Here is a 15503-nt window from a genome sequence, read left to right on the forward strand (position 1 = left end):
CCGGCCGCCGGGGAGTGGATCAGGCCTTCGCGAAGGCCTTGTCGATCAGCTCGGCCTGCTCGACCTCGTGCACCTTCGACGAGCCGGCGGCCGGGGCCGCCATCCGCCGCCGGGACACCCGGGTGAACCGGCCCTGCAGCTGCGGGAGCTTCTGGGGCAGCTCCAGGCCGTAGTACGGCCAGGAACCCTGGTTGGCGGGCTCCTCCTGGACCCAGCGGATGTCGCCGGCCTCGGGGTAGCGCTCCAGCGTCTCGGCGATCTGGTCGGTCGGCATCGGGTAGAGCTGCTCGACCCGCACCAGCGCGACGCCGTCGACCGAGGAGTCGCCGTTCTTGCGCCGCTTGTCGCGGGCGGCGGCCAGCTCCCAGTAGATCTTGCCGCTGCAGAACAGGACGCGATCGACGTCGGTGACCGGCCCGCTCTTCGTGCGGTGCTCCGGGTCGTCGATGACCGGCCGGAACCGGCCGTCGGTGAAGTCGGACAGCGGGCTGACGACCTGCTTGGCGCGCAGCATCCACTTCGGCGTGAAGACCACCAGCGGCCGGCGCACCCCGTCGAGGGTGTGCTGGCGGAGCAGGTGGAAGTAGTTCGCCGGCTCGGACGGCAGCGCGACCGTCATCGAGCCCTCGGCGCACAGCTGCAGGAACCGCTCGATGCGGCCGGAGCTGTGGTCGGGGCCCTGGCCCTCGAGGCCGTGCGGGAGCAGCAGCGCGACGTCGGACAGCTGGCCCCACTTCGCCTCACCGGACGAGATGAACTCGTCGATGATCGACTGGGCGCCGTTGACGAAGTCGCCGAACTGGCCCTCCCACATGACGAGCGCCTCGGGGTTGGCGACCGAGTAGCCGTACTCGAAGCCGACGGCCGCGAACTCCGACAGCGCCGAGTCGTAGGGCAGGAAGCGGCCCTGCTCCTCGGCCAGGTTGCGCAGCGGGAAGTACTCGGCACCGGTCTTGCGGTCGATCAGCACCGAGTGCCGCTGCACGAAGGTGCCGCGCCGCGAGTCCTGGCCGGAGAGCCGGATCAGCCGGCCGTCGACGGCGAGCGAGCCCATCGCCAGCAGCTCGGCGAAGGCCCAGTCGACGTCGCCCTCGCGGGACATCTTCTCGCGCTTCTTGAGCACCGGCTCGACCCGCTTGTGCACCGAGAACCCCTCGGGGAGGTTCGTGTGCACGTCGCCGATCCGGTGGATGATCTCCAGCGGGATCGAGGTGTCCAGGTCGGACGGGACCTGCTGCACGTCCTCGATCGACGGCGAGATGACCGGCGGCGTCTTCTCCAGCTCGCGCACCTCGTTGAAGACGTGCTCGAGCTGGTTGGAGAAGTCCTTGAGGGCCTGCTCCGCCTCGTCCATGGTGATGTCGCCGCGGCCGATCAGCGACTCGGTGTAGATCTTCCGGACGCTGCGCTTGGCGTCGATGATGTCGTACATCGACGGCTGGGTCATCGAGGGGTCGTCGCCCTCGTTGTGGCCCCGGCGCCGGTAGCAGATCATGTCGATCACGACGTCGTTGTTCCAGCGCTGCCGGTACTCGACGGCCAGCTTGGCGACCCAGACGCAGGCCTCCGGGTCGTCGCCGTTCACGTGGAAGACCGGGGCGCCGATCATCTTCGCGACGTCGGTGCAGTACTGCGAGGAGCGCGAGTGCTCCGGCGCGGTGGTGAAGCCGACCTGGTTGTTGACCACGACGTGCACGGTGCCGCCGGTGCGGTAGCCGCGCAGCAGCGCCAGGTTCAGGGTCTCGGCGACCACGCCCTGGCCGGCGAACGCGGCGTCGCCGTGCATCAGCACGGGCAGCACGGTGAAGCCGCCGTCGCCCTTGTCGAGCAGGTCCTGCTTGGCCCGGACGATGCCCTCGAGCACCGGGTCGACGGCCTCCAGGTGGGACGGGTTCGCGGTCAGCGACACGGTCGTCTCGCCGTCGCCGAACATCCGGAAGTACTTGCCCTCGGCGCCGAGGTGGTACTTCACGTCGCCGGAGCCGTGCGCCTGGCCCGGGTCGAGGTTGCCCTCGAACTCGCGGAAGATCTGGCTGATCGGCTTGCCGACGATGTTGGCGAGCACGTTGAGCCGGCCGCGGTGCGGCATGCCGATGACGACCTCGTCGAGCTCGTTCTCGGCGGACTTGTCGAGCACCGCGTCCAGCAGCGGGATGACGGTCTCGCCGCCCTCCAGCGAGAACCGCTTCTGCCCGACGTACTTGGTCTGCAGGAAGGTCTCGAACGCCTCGGCGGCGTTGAGCCGGGAGAGGATGTACTTCTGCTCGCTCGCCTCCGGCTTGACGTGCGGGACCTCGATCCGCTCCTCGAGCCACTTGCGCTGCTCGGGATCGGCGATGTGCATGTACTCGGTGCCGATGGTGCGGCAGTACGACGCGCGCAGCAGGCCGAGCACGTCGCGCAGCTTCATGTGGCTCTGCCCGCCGAACCCGCCGACCGCGAAGTCGCGGTCGAGGTCCCACAGGGTCAGGCCGTGGCTGAGCACGTCCAGGTCGGGGTGCCGGCGCTGCCGGTAGTTGAGCGGGTCGGTGTCGGCCATCAGGTGGCCGCGGGTGCGGTAGGACTCGATCAGCTCGAGCACCCGGGCGGTCTTGTCGACCTCGCCCTCGGGGAAGTCCTGGACCCAGCGGATCGGCTCGTAGGGCACCCGCAGCGAGGCGAAGACCTCGTCGTAGAAGTCGCTCTCGCCGAGCAGGAGCTGGTGCACCCGGCGCAGGAAGTCGCCGGACTCGGCGCCCTGGATGATCCGGTGGTCGTAGGTCGACGTCAGCGTGATGATCTTGCTGACGCCGAACTCGGCGAGCCGCTCCTCGGAGGCGCCCTGGAAGGCGGCCGGGTACTCCATCGCGCCGACGCCGATGATCGCGCCCTGGCCGACGGTCAGCCGCGGCACCGAGTGGTTGGTGCCCAGCGTGCCCGGGTTGGTCAGGCTGATCGTGGTGCCGGAGAAGTCCTCGGCGGTCAGCTTGCCCTCGCGGGCCTTGCGGACCATGCCCTCGTAGGCCGCCCAGAACTGGGCGAACGACATGTTCTCGCAGCCCTTGATCGAGACGACGATCAGCGAGCGGCTGCCGTCCTTGGCCGGCATGTCCATCGCCAGGCCGAGGTTGACGTGCTCGGGGCTGACCACGGTCGGCTTGCCGTCGGTCTCGGCGAAGTGCCGGTTCATGTTCGGGAAGTCGGCGAGCGCCTTGACCAGCGCGTAGCCGATCAGGTGGGTGAACGACAGCTTCCCGCCGCGGGTCCGCTTCAGGTGGTTGTTGATGACGATGCGGTTGTCCGCCAGCAGCTTGGCCGGGACCGCTCGGACACTCGTCGCGGTCGGCAGCTGCAGCGACGCGGTCATGTTCTTGGCGATGGCGTTCGCGGCACCGCGCAGCGGGGTGGTGGTCGCGCCACCCCCGTCCTGTGCGGGCTTCGCGGCCTTCGAGCCGCTGCTGCCCGCGGCCGGCTTCGCCGCCCCGTTGGACGAGGGCGAGCTCGCCGTGCGCAGCCGCTCCTCGGCGGGCGGCGGCTCGGCCTTCGGCGTGACCGGTGGGGGCACGTCGCGCGAGCGGGAGGCCCGCCCGGTCTCGGTGGCCCCGTTGCGGACGGCCTTCTGGGCGGGTGCCGACGCGGTGTCGTCGCCCTCGTCGTCCTCGGTGGCGGAGCCGCGGGTCACCCCGCCGGGGTTCGCCTTCGGTGCGGCACCGTTGGACGCGGTGTCGGTCGCGCCGGAGCCGTCGGCGGACTCACCGGGGCCCTGGCGCTGCTCACCGTCCTTGCCGTAGTCGGCGAAGAACTCGTGCCAGGCCGGGTCCACGGCCGACGGGTCCTCCTGGAAGCGCTGGTACATCTCCTCGACGAGCCACTCGTTGGGACCGAAATCGCCCGCCGGATGGGAGGTACTGCTCGATGACACTCTGCGTCAACCGCCTTGTTAGCTGCTCGATTTGTCGCGACCGGGTACCAGGTTAGTCCCCTTCGCGCGAGCCGTGGCAGTGCGCCGGGTCGCACTTCGTGATCGTTTCGTGATCGTTCCCTGCGGAACCGGTTCAGGAGCCGATTCAGAAGCCGGGCGGGGACCCCAGGACGTCGACCACCGAGGTCTGCACGGCGGCCTCGGCGACGACCGTGCCGACCGGCGGCCCGACCCGCGCGACCCGGCGGACGGTGTCGCGCTCACCTGCGTACTGACCGTCCACCGGGGAGATCAGCAGCTCGGTGCGGACCGGGCCGTCGTCGTGCACGAGCGCGGGATGCCGCTCGCCGTCGAGGTTCACGGCCTCGCCGACCTCGACCGCGGGCAGCGTGCGCAGTGCGGCGTAGATCACCGATCGCAGCGGCGCGGGCACCCGGCAGGTGCGCAGCGCGTCGACCGCGCTGGGGAACGGTCCGGTGTAGCCGCGGCCGGGCGGGCTGTCCTCGATCAGCCGCCGGAGCATCGCGGCCGGGTCCTGCGGCAGGGTGGCCAGGAACTCCGGGGTCGGGTTCGACCAGGAGCCGGGCCGGGCGGTCGGCCGGTTGCCGTGCAGCTCGGCGTAGAAGTCGCCGTGCGGGGCGCGGAACCGCCCGGTGGGCCAGGCGTCGGCGATCCGGAAGCCGCTCTCGACGGCGGCCGCACCGTCGCCGGACAGCCACCGCACCTGGCCGGTGAGCTCGCGGTCGAGCAGCCAGTCGGCGTGCGGGTCCACCGGCGTCCACTGCTGGAGGAGGTGCTCGGAGTAGTGCACGCACAGCTCGTCGCCGGCGAACCAGGTGCCCATCCACCAGGCGTGCGTCGCGGTGTGGCGGTACTGCCCGGGGGAGATCGGCTCGTCGGAGGTCCGGATGGCCAGCTCCAGCAAGTCGCTCCTCCTCGATGTCACTGAGGTCGATGTCGCCGCGGTCGACGTCGCCGGGGCCGGTGACCGTGGACGACGTCACACATTCTCTACGGCCCGGATACGGGCCGTGACGCGACCCCCGTCATTGGGCCGAACGGAGCAGGGTGTTCCGCGGTGTGCGCGGGGGGCGGCCGCGGCGCCGCCGCCCCCGGCGCGCGCCGGTCAGCCGATCCAGGACTTGAGCTTCTCGAAGGTGCCGTTCACGTCGCTGGTCATCGGGTTCACGTGCAGGTGGGTGATCCCGTTCTCGCGCAGCGCCGCGATCCGCTCGCGGACGTGGCCCTCCGGGCCGATCAGCGAGACCTTGTCGATGAAGTCGTCGGGGAGGGCGGCCATCGCCTCCTCCTTCTTCCCGTCCAGGTAGAGGTCCTGGACGATCTTCGCCTCGTCCGCGTAGCCCTGCCGCGCGAAGACGGTGTTGTAGAAGTTCCGGCCGCGGGCGCCCATCCCGCCGATGTAGAGGGCGTACATGCCGCGGGCGGCCTGGCGGGCCGGCTCGAACATCTCCTCCTCGAGCGCGCAGATCCCGCCGCCGGTGATCTGCAGCGGGCCCAGCTCGGGGGCGCGCCTGGCGGAGCCGGCGTCGAGCGCGGGGCCGAACACCTCCCGGATCTTCTCCGGCAGGACGACGTGCGGCAGCCAGCCCTGGGCGAGCTCGGCCGTCATCTCCAGGTTCTTGTCGCCGAGTGCGGCGACCCAGATCGGGATGTCGGCGCGCTTCGGGTAGTTGATCAGCTTCAGCGGCTTGCCGAGGCCGGTGCCCTGCCCCTCCGGCAGCGGGATCGGGTACAGGCCCTCGTTGGTGATCCGCTCCCGCCGCCAGGTCCGGCGGCAGATGTCGATGATCTCCCGGGTGCGGGCGACCGGCTTGTCGTAGGGGACGCCGTGGAACCCCTCGATCACCTGCGGGCCCGACGCGCCGAGGCCGAGATTGAACCGGCCGCCGGACAGCGCGTCCAGCCCGGCCGCGGACATCGCCGTCAGGGTCGGGGTGCGGGAGTAGATCGGCAGGATCGCCGAGCCGATCTCGACCCGCTCGGTCCGGGCCGCGAGGTAGCCGAGCAACGAGACGGCGTCGAAGCTGTACGCCTCGGCGGCCCAGACGACGTCCAGGCCCGCCCGTTCCATGTCCGTGACCGCGTCCGCGTTGCGGATCGGGTCGTCGCCGTAGGGCAGCATCGTGGAGAGCTTCACAGCACGTGGGTAGTCCTAAGTTACTCGCGGGTCAAGTACCTGCGCCGTGGAACCCGAAGCGCGATAGGGGGGTTAGCCGCACTGCCCGGGACCCGGCGGCACGGGTGTCATGGAGCCATGACGCTCGAGGCCGCACCCCCGGACACCAGCACCCGCAGCAGCGGACCCGCTCCCATCACCGACGGCCGGCGCCCCCCGGGTGCCGCCTTCCTGGTGGGCGTGTTCGTGATCGTCCCGACCCTGGCGCTGTTCGCCGCGGTCCCGCTCGCCTGGGGCTGGGGGCTCGGCTGGGTCGACGTCGCGCTGTTCGTCGTCTTCTACGCGATCAGCGGTCTCGGTGTGACCGTCGGCTACCACCGCTACTTCACGCACGGCTCGTTCAAGGCCAAGCGCCCGCTGCGGATCGCGCTCGCGATCGCCGGCAGCCTGTCGCTGCAGGGCAGCGTGCTGGACTGGGTCGGCGACCACCGCCGGCACCACGCGTTCTCCGACAAGGAGGGCGACCCGCACTCGCCGTGGCTCTACGGCACCGGCGCCAAGGCGCTGGTCAAGGGCTTCTGGCACTCGCACCTGGGCTGGGTCTTCAATCGCGACCTGACCAACATGAAGCGGTTCGCGCCGGACCTGCTCGAGGACCGCGACATCATGCGCGTCGAGAAGGCCTTCCCGCTGATCGTCGTGGTCAGCCTGCTCGGCCCGGCGCTGATCGGCGGCCTGGTGACCATGTCCCTGTGGGGCGCGTTCACCGCGTTCATCTGGGCCGGCCTGATCCGGGTCGCGGTGCTGCACCACGTCACCTGGTCGATCAACTCGATCTGCCACATCTGGGGCGAGCGCCCCTTCGCCTCCCGCGACAAGTCCGCGAACGTCTGGTGGCTGGCGGTGCTGTCGTTCGGCGAGTCCTGGCACAACCTGCACCACGCCGACCCGACCTGCGCCCGGCACGGCGTGAAGAAGGGTCAGGTCGACATCTCGGCGGTCGTCATCCGCGGCTTCGAGAAGGCCGGCTGGGCGACCAACGTCCGCTGGCCCACCACGCGGCGCCTCGAGCGGCTGGCCGCGAAGAAGGAAGCCGCCGTGGCGGCCTGAGCCACCCCGCGTCATCCCGGCAGGGCCCCCGCAGCATCCGCTGCGGGGGCCCTGCCGTTCGTCCGGGGCTAGCGGCGGGGCCGGTTGCGGCGGGCCGGGCGCCGCCGGTCCGGGGTCCTCGCGGGTGCCGCCGGGCGCCGGTCGGTGCTGCGCGGCGGGGTGCGGGAGCTGTTCACGGTGCGCCCGCGGACGATCCCGATGAACTGCTCCATCAGCTCGGTCGTCGCGTCCTCGGGCCAGGTGAGCACCACCCCCGACGCCGGCCCGCCGGTCAGCGGCCGGTAGGTGAGGTCGCGGCGGTGGTGCAGCCGCGCCAGCGACTGCGGGACGACCAGCACGCCGACGCCCGCGGCGACCAGCTCGACCGCCTCGGCCGTCGTCGCCGGGGCGCTCACCGGCGCGCTGCCCGGCGCGGGATCGTCCCAGGTCAGCGCGGTGTCCGGTGGCCGGAGGACGATCTCGCCGGCCAGGTCGTCGACGGTGAGCTCGTCGACCGCGGTGGCGACGTGGTCCTTCCCGACGACGACCACGGTCGCCTCGGTGTAGAGCGGGATCGCGTGCAGCCCGGCCCGGTCGATCGGCAGCCGGACGACGCCGGCGTCCACCGCGCCGGACCGGACGGCGTCCTCGGCGTCGGCGACGGTCAGCCCGACCAGGTCCAGCGCGACGTCGGGCAGGCGCTCGGCCCAGATCCGTGCCCACTTGCCCGGGGTCACCCCCGGTACGTAGCCCAGGCGGAAGGATGCGGGGGTCACCTGCCCAGGCTATCCGCCGTCCGGGCCCCGATATCCTGGGGACATGACGCGTCAGCGGTCCACCCAGACGATGAAGCCCGCCACGGCGGCGAAGAAGCTCGGGGTGTTTCTCGACGCGACCCCCGCCGAGTTCCGGGACGGGGTGATCTCGCGCGACGAGCTCGACGCCCTGCAGGCCGATCCGCCGGCCTGGCTGCGCGATCTGCGCCGGGACGGCCCGCACCCGCGGCCGGTCGTCGCGGACCGGCTCGGCGTCTCCATCTCCGGGCTGGCCCGGGCCGGGATCACCGAGCCGCTGACCACCGAGCAGATCACCGCGCTGAAGCAGGAGCAGCCGGAGTGGCTCGGCCGCGAGCGCGCCACCCGGGCGGAGTCGCAGCGCGAGGCCGCCCGGATCGCGGCCGCGCGGCCGCCGGAGCGACCCGGCAGCTGAGCCGCCGCGAATGAGGACCGGAACTGTCCTCATCGGGTGACATGGTCCGGGGCATGACGACCTACCTGCTCGTTCCCGGTTTCTGGCTCGGCGCATCGGCGTGGGACGCGGTGGCCGCGGACCTGCGCGCCCGCGGCCACGAGGCGACCGCGGTCGAGCTCGGCCACGCGCCGGGCGACACGGCGGAGTCGCACGTGTCCGACGTGCTGGATGTGCTGGCTGCGCCGGCCGCGCCGGCCGGGGCGCCCGGGCCGGTGGTGCTCGTCGGGCACAGCGGCGCGGGCCCGGTCTGCGTCGCGGCCGCCGAGCGCGCCCGGGACCGGATCGCGCGGCTGGTCCTCGTCGACACCGGGCCGCTGCCCGACGGCGTCGCCCAGATCGACTTCACCCCGCCGGAGGCGCAGGCGGCGACCCGCGCGACGCTCGCCGCGCACGGTGCTCTCCCGATGCCCCCGCGGGCCGAGCTCGACGCGGCGGGCAGCAGCACCGCCGGCATCCCGGATCCGCTGTTCGACGAGGTCCGCGCCCGTTCGCTCGCCGAGCCGGCCGGGGTGGTGCTCACCGGCGTGCGCCGGGGCGAGACCGACGAGACCCTGCCGAAGACCGTCGTGGCGTGCAGCTTCACCCCCGGGGACATCCGCCCGCTGATCGACGCCGGGGTGCCCGGCTTCGCCGAGCTGGGCGGGCCGGACTGGTCGTTCGTGTCGCTGCCGACCGGGCACTGGCCGATGCTCTCCGAGCCGGGGCGTCTCGCGGAGCTGCTCGCCGCCGGCACCTGATCCCGGCACATCCCGGCGGGTGACGCGCCGATGCCCGGGCCGGCGGACCGGCCCGGGCATCGGGGTGTCAGACGATGATCAGATGTCGTAGCGGTCGGCCGTCATGACCTTGTCCCAGGCGGCGACGAAGTCGTCGACGAACTTCTGCTTCGCGTCGTCGGAGGCGTAGACCTCGGCGACGGCGCGCAGCTCGGAGTTCGACCCGAAGACCAGGTCGGCCCGGGTGCCGGTCCACTTCACCGCACCGGAGTCGTCGACGGCCTCGAAGGCGTCGTCGTCGCCGGCCACCGAACGCCAGGTGATGCCCGGCCCCAGCAGCGTGGTGAAGAAGTCGTTCGACAGCGTGCCGACGCGCTCGGTGAGCACCCCGGCCGTCGAGCCACCGGTGTTGGCGCCCAGCACCCGCAGGCCGCCGACCAGCACGGTCATCTCCGGCGCCGTCAGGCCGAGCAGGTTCGCCCGGTCCACCAGCAGGAACTCGCCGGGCAGCGTGTGGCCCTTGCCGCGGTAGTTGCGGAAGCCGTCGGCGGTCGGCTCCAGGTAGGAGAACGACTCGACGTCGGTCTTCTCCTGGGTGGCGTCGGTCCGGCCCGGGACGAACGGCACGGTGATGTCGTACCCGCCGTCCGCGGCGGCCTTCTCGACGGCCGCGGCGCCGGCCAGCACGACCAGGTCGGCGAAGGAGATCTTCTTCCCGCCGCCGAGCGAGCCGTTGATCTCGGACTGGAGGGACTCCAGCTTCGAGATGACGGTGCGCAGCGTGTCCGGGTCGTTGACCTCCCACTGGAGCTGCGGATCGAGGCGGATGCGCCCGCCGTTGGCCCCACCGCGCTTGTCGGACTGGCGGAACGACGAGGCCGCGGCCCAGGCGGTCTTGACCAGGTCGGTCACCGGCAGGCCGGACTCCAGCACCTTCGCCTTGATCGAGGCGACGTCGTCGGCGTCCACCAGCGGGTGGTCGACGGCGGGCACCGGGTCCTGCCAGAGCAGCTCCTCGGTCGGGACCCAGGCGCCGATGTAGCGCTCCTTCGGGCCCATGTCGCGGTGCGTCAGCTTGTACCAGGCGCGGCGGTAGGTGTCCTCGAACTCGGACGGGTTGTCCAGCCAGCGGCGGGTGATCTCGCCGTAGACCGGGTCGACCCGCAGCGCGACGTCGGTGACCAGCATCCGCGGCTTGCGGTTCGGGTAGCCGGGCTCCGGGTCGGGGATGATCTCCGGGGCGTCCTTGGCGACGAACTGCTTGGCGCCGGCCGGCGACTGCTCCAGCTCCCACTCGTAGGCGTAGAGGTGCTTGAGGTAGTCGTGGCTCCACCGGTTCGGGGTGCGGGTCCAGATGACCTCGAGCCCGGAGGTGATGGCGTCGCGGCCCTTGCCGCTGCCGTAGTTCTGCTTCCAGCCCAGGCCCTGCTCGGTGATGTCGGCGGCCTCCGGCTCCGGGCCGACGTTGCCGTTCTCGTCCGGGTTCGCGGCGCCGTGCGTCTTGCCGAGGGTGTGCCCGCCGACGATGAGCGCGGCGGTCTCCGCGTCGTTCATCGCCATCCGGCCGAAGGTCTCGCGGATGTCGCGGGCCGCGGCGATCGGGTCACCGCTGGCGTCCGGGCCCTCCGGGTTGACGTAGATCAGGCCCATGTGCGACGCGCCGAGCGGCTTCTCCAGCTCGCGGTGCGCGATGTCGGTGTTGCCGCCGTAGCGCGCGTCGTTGCCCAGCCACTCCTTCTCGGAGCCCCAGTAGACGTCCTCCTCCGGCTCCCAGACGTCGGCGCGGCCACCGGCGAAGCCGAACATCGGGAATCCGGAGATCTCGTGGGCGCGGTTGCCCGCGAAGACCATCAGGTCGGCCCAGGAGACCTTGCGGCCCCACTTCTGCTTGACCGGCCACAGCAGCCGGCGCGCCTTGTCCAGGTTGCCGTTGTCCGGCCAGCTGTTCAGCGGCGCGAACCGCTGCATGCCGGCGCCGGCGCCGCCGCGGCCGTCGAAGGTCCGGTAGGTGCCCGCGGAGTGCCAGGCCATCCGGATGAAGAACCCGGCGTAGCTGCCGTGGTCGGCCGGCCACCAGTCCTGCGAGGTGGTGATGACGGCGTCGACGTCACGCGCCAGCTCGTCGAGGTCGACGGTCGCGAACTCCTTCGCGTAGTCGAAGTCCGGCTCCATCGGGTCGGACGCCGGGCTGTGCTTGCGGAGGATCTTCAGGTTGAGCTGGTTCGGCCACCAGTCCTGGTTGCTCCCGCCCTCGGTGGGGTGGGCGATGCGGCCGTGAGCGACGGGGCAGCCCCCGTCCTCCTCACGGTTCATCTCGGCCTCGACGGTGACGTGCTCGTCAGACACGGGCACTCCTTCCAGGATCTGTGGTGGTGGTGGAGCAGGCGGGGCAACGGCCCCAGTAGACGACCTCGGCCTCGTCGATCACGAAGCCGCTGTCGTCGGACGCGGTGAGGCAGGGCGTGTGGCCGACGGCGCAGTCGACGTCGGCGATGGCCCCGCAGGATCGGCAGACCACGTGGTGGTGGTTGTCGCCGACCCGGGCCTCGTACCTCGCGACGGAGCCCGACGGCTGGATGCGCCGCACGAGACCGGCCCCGGTGAGGGCCCGCAGGACGTCGTAGACGGCCTGGTGGGACACCTCGCCGAGATCCGAGCGCACGACCCGGATGATCGTGTCCGTGTCCGCGTGCGGATGGGTGTGCACGGCGTGCAGCACAGCCAGCCGGGGGCGCGTCACGCGCAGCGCGGCTCCGCGCAACATGCCCTCGTGGTCCGAAGCGATCGACACGGGTCGAGCCTGCCCACTTTTCTGGAACAGGTCAAGTTTCGGCGTGTCTCACTTTCAGACGGTGCTGCGTTCCCGGCCGGCCCAGTGCGGCGCCCGCAGGTCCTTCTTGAGGATCTTGCCGGTCGCGTTGCGCGGCAGCTCGTCCAGCACGTCGACCGTCTTCGGGCACTTGAACGAGGCCAGGTGCTCGCGGGCGTAGGCGATCAGCGCCTCCGGGTCGACGGTCGCCCCCGGCGCGGCCACCACGCACGCCTTCGGGACCTCGCCCCAGCGCTCGTCCGGCACGCCGATCACCGCGACGTCGCCGACCGAGGGATGCTCGGCCAGCACCCGCTCGATCTCGGCCGGGTACACGTTCTCCCCGCCGGAGACGATCATGTCCTTGATCCGGTCGGTGATGAAGACGTACCCGTCGGCGTCGACGTGCCCGCCGTCGCCGGACCGGAGCCAGCCGTCCGGGGTGATCGCCGACGCGGTCGCCTCCGGCTTCTGCCAGTACCCGCTCATCAGCTGGTCGGTCCGCACCCAGATCTCGCCGGGCCGGTCGGTGCCGAGCCGGTCGCCGGTCGCCGGGTCCCGGACCTCGATCGTGACGCCGCTGATCGGCGTGCCCGCCGAGACCAGCCGGTGCGCCAGGGCCGGGTCGGCGTGGTCCTCGGGGCCCAGCGAGGTGACCACGCCGCACGCCTCGGTCATCCCGTACACCTGGTGCAGCCGCGGGCCGAACAGCTCCAGCGACGCCCGGAGCACCGGCAGCGGCATCGGCGAGGCGCCGTAGGAGATCGCGCGCAGCGACGAGTAGTCGCGGTCCGCCGCGCCGGGCACCTGGGTCATCGCGCCCATCAGCGCGGGCACCCAGAAGGTGTGCGTGATCCGCTGCTCGGCCACCATGTCCAGCAGGGCCGCCGGATCGGGCATCCGGGCCATCACGATCCGCGCGCCCTGGGCGAGCGCGACGAAGGCGTAGCTCGTGCCGCCCACGTGGAACAGCGGCATCGCCACCTGCACCACGTCGGCCGGGCCCAGCTCGAAGTCGGCGGCCACGTGCGCGGCGTGCGCCAGCATCCCGGCGTGGGTGAGCATCGCGCCCTTCGGGAAGCCGGTCGTCCCCGAGGTGTAGAGCTGCACGAAGCAGTCGTCCGGCGCGGCGTCGTAGGGCTCGGTGTCCGGCTCGTGGGCGGCCAGGAACGCCTCGTACTCGTCGGTGTCGCCGCCCACCGGGAGCACCCGCTGCACGGTGTCCAGCTTGTCCCGCAGCCCGGCCGCCGCCGCGGCGAACTCGGGGCCGACGACCAGCAGCCGCGCCTGCGCGTCGTTGATCACGTAGAGGATCTCCGGCGGGGCGAGCCGGAAGTTGACCACCGCGTTGGCCGCGCCGATCCGGGCGCAGGCCAGCGAGAGCTCCAGGCACGACGGGTGGTTGAGATCGAGCACCGCGATCCGGTCGCCGGGGCCGATCCCCTCGGCCCGCAGCGCCGCGGCCAGCCGGCGGACCCGCTCGTCGAGCTCGGCCCAGGTGCGCACGACCCCGCCGAACCGCAGGGCCTCGTCGTCCGGCCGTTCGGAGGCGTGCCGCTGCAGCAGGGACGAGACGGTGCTGTTCGGGTCGATCACGAGGTAGCTCCCTTGCGACTCGGTCGTGCGTGTGACGCACGCCATCCTGTCCGTTCCGTCCGCCCCGCACCAGGGGGTCGGCCGGCCTGTGGACAACTCCGGTGCGCCCCGCCTCGGCCGGGTCGCCGGCGCTGGGTCAGGATGGCCCGGCACGCGGTGTCCGGGCGCGAGCCCGGGACCGGCCGAGAGCGGCGGAAGGGCCTGGAGTGCAGGAGACGGCACCGGCCGGACCCGGCCGGATCACCGTGGAGGGTCTGGGCAAGCGGTTCGGGCCGGTGGAGGCGGTGCACGACCTGAGCTTCACCGTCGAGCCCGGATCGGTGACCGGGTTCCTCGGGCCGAACGGCTCCGGCAAGACGACGACGCTGCGGATGATCCTCGGCCTGGTCCGGCCGAGCGCGGGCCGGGCGCTGGTCGACGGCGTCCCGTACGGCGCGCTGGACTCGCCCGGCCGGGTGGTCGGCGCCGTGCTGGAGGTCCAGGGGGTGCACCCGAAGCGGACCGCGCGGGCGCACCTGCGGGCCGCCGCGGCCGCGATCGGCGTCCCCGACACCCGGGTCGACGAGGTGCTCGCCCTGGTCGGCCTGGCGGCGGCCGGCGACCGCCCGGCCGGCGGGTTCTCGCTGGGGATGAACCAGCGGCTGGCGCTGGCCGCCGCGCTGCTGGGCGATCCGCGGATCCTGGTGCTCGACGAGCCGGGCAACGGCCTCGACCCGGACGGCATCGCCTGGCTGCGGTCGTTCCTCAACGCCTTCGCGGCGTCCGGGCGCAGCGTGCTCGTGTCGTCGCACCAGCTCGCCGAGATGGAGCTGACCGCCCAGCGGCTGGTCGTCATCGACCGCGGCCGGTGCCGGTTCGACGGCGAGGTCGCCGAGCTGCGCGCCGGGCACGACGCCCGGGTGCTGGTCCGCGCCGCCGACCCGGTCCGGCTGGCCGAGGCGCTCGCCGCCGCCGGGATCACCGAGATCGACCGGATCGACGACGGGCGGCTGGCCGTGGCCGGTGCCGACGGCGTGCGGGTCGGCGACCTCGCGCTCGCGGCGGGCGTCGCGGTGCACGGGCTGACCGAGGAACGGGTCGGCCTGGAGCAGATGTTCCTGCGGCTGCTCGCCGGGGAGGAGATCGGATGACCGTCGGTGCCCCGCACCGCTGGATGGCGGTGCTGCACGCGGAGATCCGCCGGACCCTGTCGGTGCGCCTGTGGTGGCTGATGCTGATCCCGGTGCTGCTGCTCGCGCTGGCGATGAGCCTGTTCGGCAGCCTGATCACGCTGCTCGTCCCGGCGGCGACCGAGACGTCGTCGATCCTGCTGCTCACCGGGATGGCCTCGACGCTGAGCATGACCACCGTCGTCGGCGCCGCGTTCGGTGCGCTGCTCGCCGCCGGCGAGTTCCGGCACCGGACGGTCACCCTCGCCTACCTGACCGGCGCGCGGACCCAGGTGCTGGGCGCGAAGGTGGTGGTCGGCGCCGTCGTCGCCGGGATCTACGGGCTGGTCGTCGCGCTGCTCGGACCGCTGCTCGGCGGCGCCGTGCTCGGCGGCCAGCAGCTCCCGGGCTGGGGCCAGCTGGCCGGGCTCGGCGCGGTCGGGGTCCTGGTCTGCGCACTGTGGGGCGGGCTCGGGGTGGCGATCGGGACGCTCGTGCCGAACCAGGCCGGCGCGGTCGCGCTCACCGTCGGCTACCTGCTGCTCGGCGAGAACATGATCGCCGGGGCGCTGCGCGCCGGCGAGTCGTCGTTCGGCGACCCGTCGGTGTTCGCCCGGCTCACCCCGTTCCTGCCCGGCAACGCCGGCGACGTGGCGCTCTACGAGGCACCGGTCCGGACCGCCGGCGCCGGCACCGACGGCCGGATGGTGCTGGAGTTCCTCGCCGGGGTCAGCGCGCCGCCGCCCGGCTGGGTGGCGCTGCTGGTGCTGCTCGCCTGGACCGCCGCCGGGGTCGCGCTCGCGGTCGTCGTCGGCGGGCGGCGGGACATCACCTGATCCGCACCTGATCCGCACCT

The 15503-nt window shown here is 72.5% G+C and carries 12 protein-coding genes; 5 read left to right on the forward strand and 7 right to left on the reverse strand.

Translation table 11 applies throughout. The features are described from left to right. Nucleotides 1-19 precede the first annotated feature (19 nt). From ABD160_RS31375 to ABD160_RS31385, 3 genes are all read right to left on the reverse strand, one after another. Nucleotides 20-3835 carry a multifunctional oxoglutarate decarboxylase/oxoglutarate dehydrogenase thiamine pyrophosphate-binding subunit/dihydrolipoyllysine-residue succinyltransferase subunit gene (locus ABD160_RS31375; RefSeq protein ID WP_425563693.1) on the reverse strand — a complete coding sequence of 1272 codons (3816 nt, stop codon included), beginning with the start codon at nt 3833-3835 and terminating at the stop codon, nt 20-22. A gap of 211 nt (nt 3836-4046) precedes the next feature. After that, a complete protein-coding gene (locus tag ABD160_RS31380; RefSeq protein ID WP_344029707.1) occupies nt 4047-4826 on the reverse strand; it encodes a hypothetical protein in 780 nt (259 codons plus the stop codon). Between the two features lie 201 nt (nt 4827-5027). After that, the gene (locus tag ABD160_RS31385) at nt 5028-6059 is read right to left on the reverse strand and encodes an LLM class F420-dependent oxidoreductase (protein ID WP_425563688.1); all 1032 of its coding nucleotides are present in this window, start codon (nt 6057-6059) and stop codon (nt 5028-5030) included. A 117-nt stretch (nt 6060-6176) separates the two neighbouring features. Between ABD160_RS31385 and ABD160_RS31390 the strand changes: the two genes are divergently transcribed. Continuing rightward, nucleotides 6177-7148, forward strand: coding sequence for an acyl-CoA desaturase (locus ABD160_RS31390; protein ID WP_344029709.1), 972 nt, complete (start codon nt 6177-6179; stop codon nt 7146-7148). A gap of 68 nt (nt 7149-7216) precedes the next feature. On the opposite strand, the gene ABD160_RS31395 is transcribed toward ABD160_RS31390, so the two are convergent. Beyond that, nucleotides 7217-7903 carry a LysR substrate-binding domain-containing protein gene (locus ABD160_RS31395; RefSeq protein WP_344029711.1) on the reverse strand — a complete coding sequence of 229 codons (687 nt, stop codon included), beginning with the start codon at nt 7901-7903 and terminating at the stop codon, nt 7217-7219. A 43-nt stretch (nt 7904-7946) separates the two neighbouring features. On the opposite strand from ABD160_RS31395, the gene ABD160_RS31400 reads away from it, so the two are divergent. Then, on the forward strand, nt 7947-8336 hold the full coding sequence (locus ABD160_RS31400; RefSeq protein ID WP_344029714.1) for a DUF5997 family protein: 390 nt from the start codon (nt 7947-7949) through the stop codon (nt 8334-8336). Between the two features lie 53 nt (nt 8337-8389). Then, nucleotides 8390-9115 carry an alpha/beta fold hydrolase gene (locus ABD160_RS31405; RefSeq protein ID WP_344029718.1) on the forward strand — a complete coding sequence of 242 codons (726 nt, stop codon included), beginning with the start codon at nt 8390-8392 and terminating at the stop codon, nt 9113-9115. 78 nt (nt 9116-9193) lie between these two features. On the opposite strand, the gene katG is transcribed toward ABD160_RS31405, so the two are convergent. From katG to ABD160_RS31420, 3 genes are read right to left on the reverse strand one after another with little or no spacing between them, the layout of a single operon-like run. Then, nucleotides 9194-11440, reverse strand: a complete 2247-nt coding sequence (gene katG / locus ABD160_RS31410; RefSeq protein WP_425563689.1) for a catalase/peroxidase HPI — start codon at nt 11438-11440, stop codon at nt 9194-9196. Continuing rightward, on the reverse strand, nt 11433-11885 hold the full coding sequence (locus ABD160_RS31415; RefSeq protein ID WP_344029721.1) for a Fur family transcriptional regulator: 453 nt from the start codon (nt 11883-11885) through the stop codon (nt 11433-11435). The genes katG and ABD160_RS31415 overlap by 8 nt, the downstream gene beginning before the upstream one ends. Before the next feature lie 54 nt (nt 11886-11939). Beyond that, nucleotides 11940-13499 (reverse strand): long-chain-fatty-acid--CoA ligase, encoded by a 1560-nt coding sequence (locus ABD160_RS31420; RefSeq protein WP_344029724.1) that lies wholly within the window; start codon nt 13497-13499, stop codon nt 11940-11942. A 206-nt stretch (nt 13500-13705) separates the two neighbouring features. On the opposite strand from ABD160_RS31420, the gene ABD160_RS31425 reads away from it, so the two are divergent. Beyond that, on the forward strand, nt 13706-14629 hold the full coding sequence (locus ABD160_RS31425) for an ATP-binding cassette domain-containing protein (RefSeq protein ID WP_344029727.1): 924 nt from the start codon (nt 13706-13708) through the stop codon (nt 14627-14629). Then, the gene (locus ABD160_RS31430; protein WP_344029730.1) at nt 14626-15483 is read left to right on the forward strand and encodes a hypothetical protein; all 858 of its coding nucleotides are present in this window, start codon (nt 14626-14628) and stop codon (nt 15481-15483) included. The genes ABD160_RS31425 and ABD160_RS31430 overlap by 4 nt, the downstream gene beginning before the upstream one ends. The last annotated feature ends 20 nt before the right edge of the window (nt 15484-15503 follow it).

Source organism: Pseudonocardia kongjuensis, from assembly GCF_039526905.1.
Taxonomy (GTDB): Bacteria; Actinomycetota; Actinomycetes; order Mycobacteriales; family Pseudonocardiaceae; genus Pseudonocardia; species Pseudonocardia kongjuensis.

Excerpts from the sequence above, each read along its gene's own strand:
- ABD160_RS31405 (WP_344029718.1), top strand. The coding sequence starts at position 8,390 with ATGACGACCTACCTGCTCGTTCCCGGTTTCTGGCTCGGCGCATCGGCG.
- ABD160_RS31430 (WP_344029730.1), top strand. The coding sequence starts at position 14,626 with ATGACCGTCGGTGCCCCGCACCGCTGGATGGCGGTGCTGCACGCGGAG.
- ABD160_RS31390 (WP_344029709.1), top strand. The coding sequence starts at position 6,177 with ATGACGCTCGAGGCCGCACCCCCGGACACCAGCACCCGCAGCAGCGGA.
- ABD160_RS31400 (WP_344029714.1), top strand. The coding sequence starts at position 7,947 with ATGACGCGTCAGCGGTCCACCCAGACGATGAAGCCCGCCACGGCGGCG.
- ABD160_RS31375 (WP_425563693.1), bottom strand. The coding sequence starts at position 3,835 with ATGTACCAGCGCTTCCAGGAGGACCCGTCGGCCGTGGACCCGGCCTGG.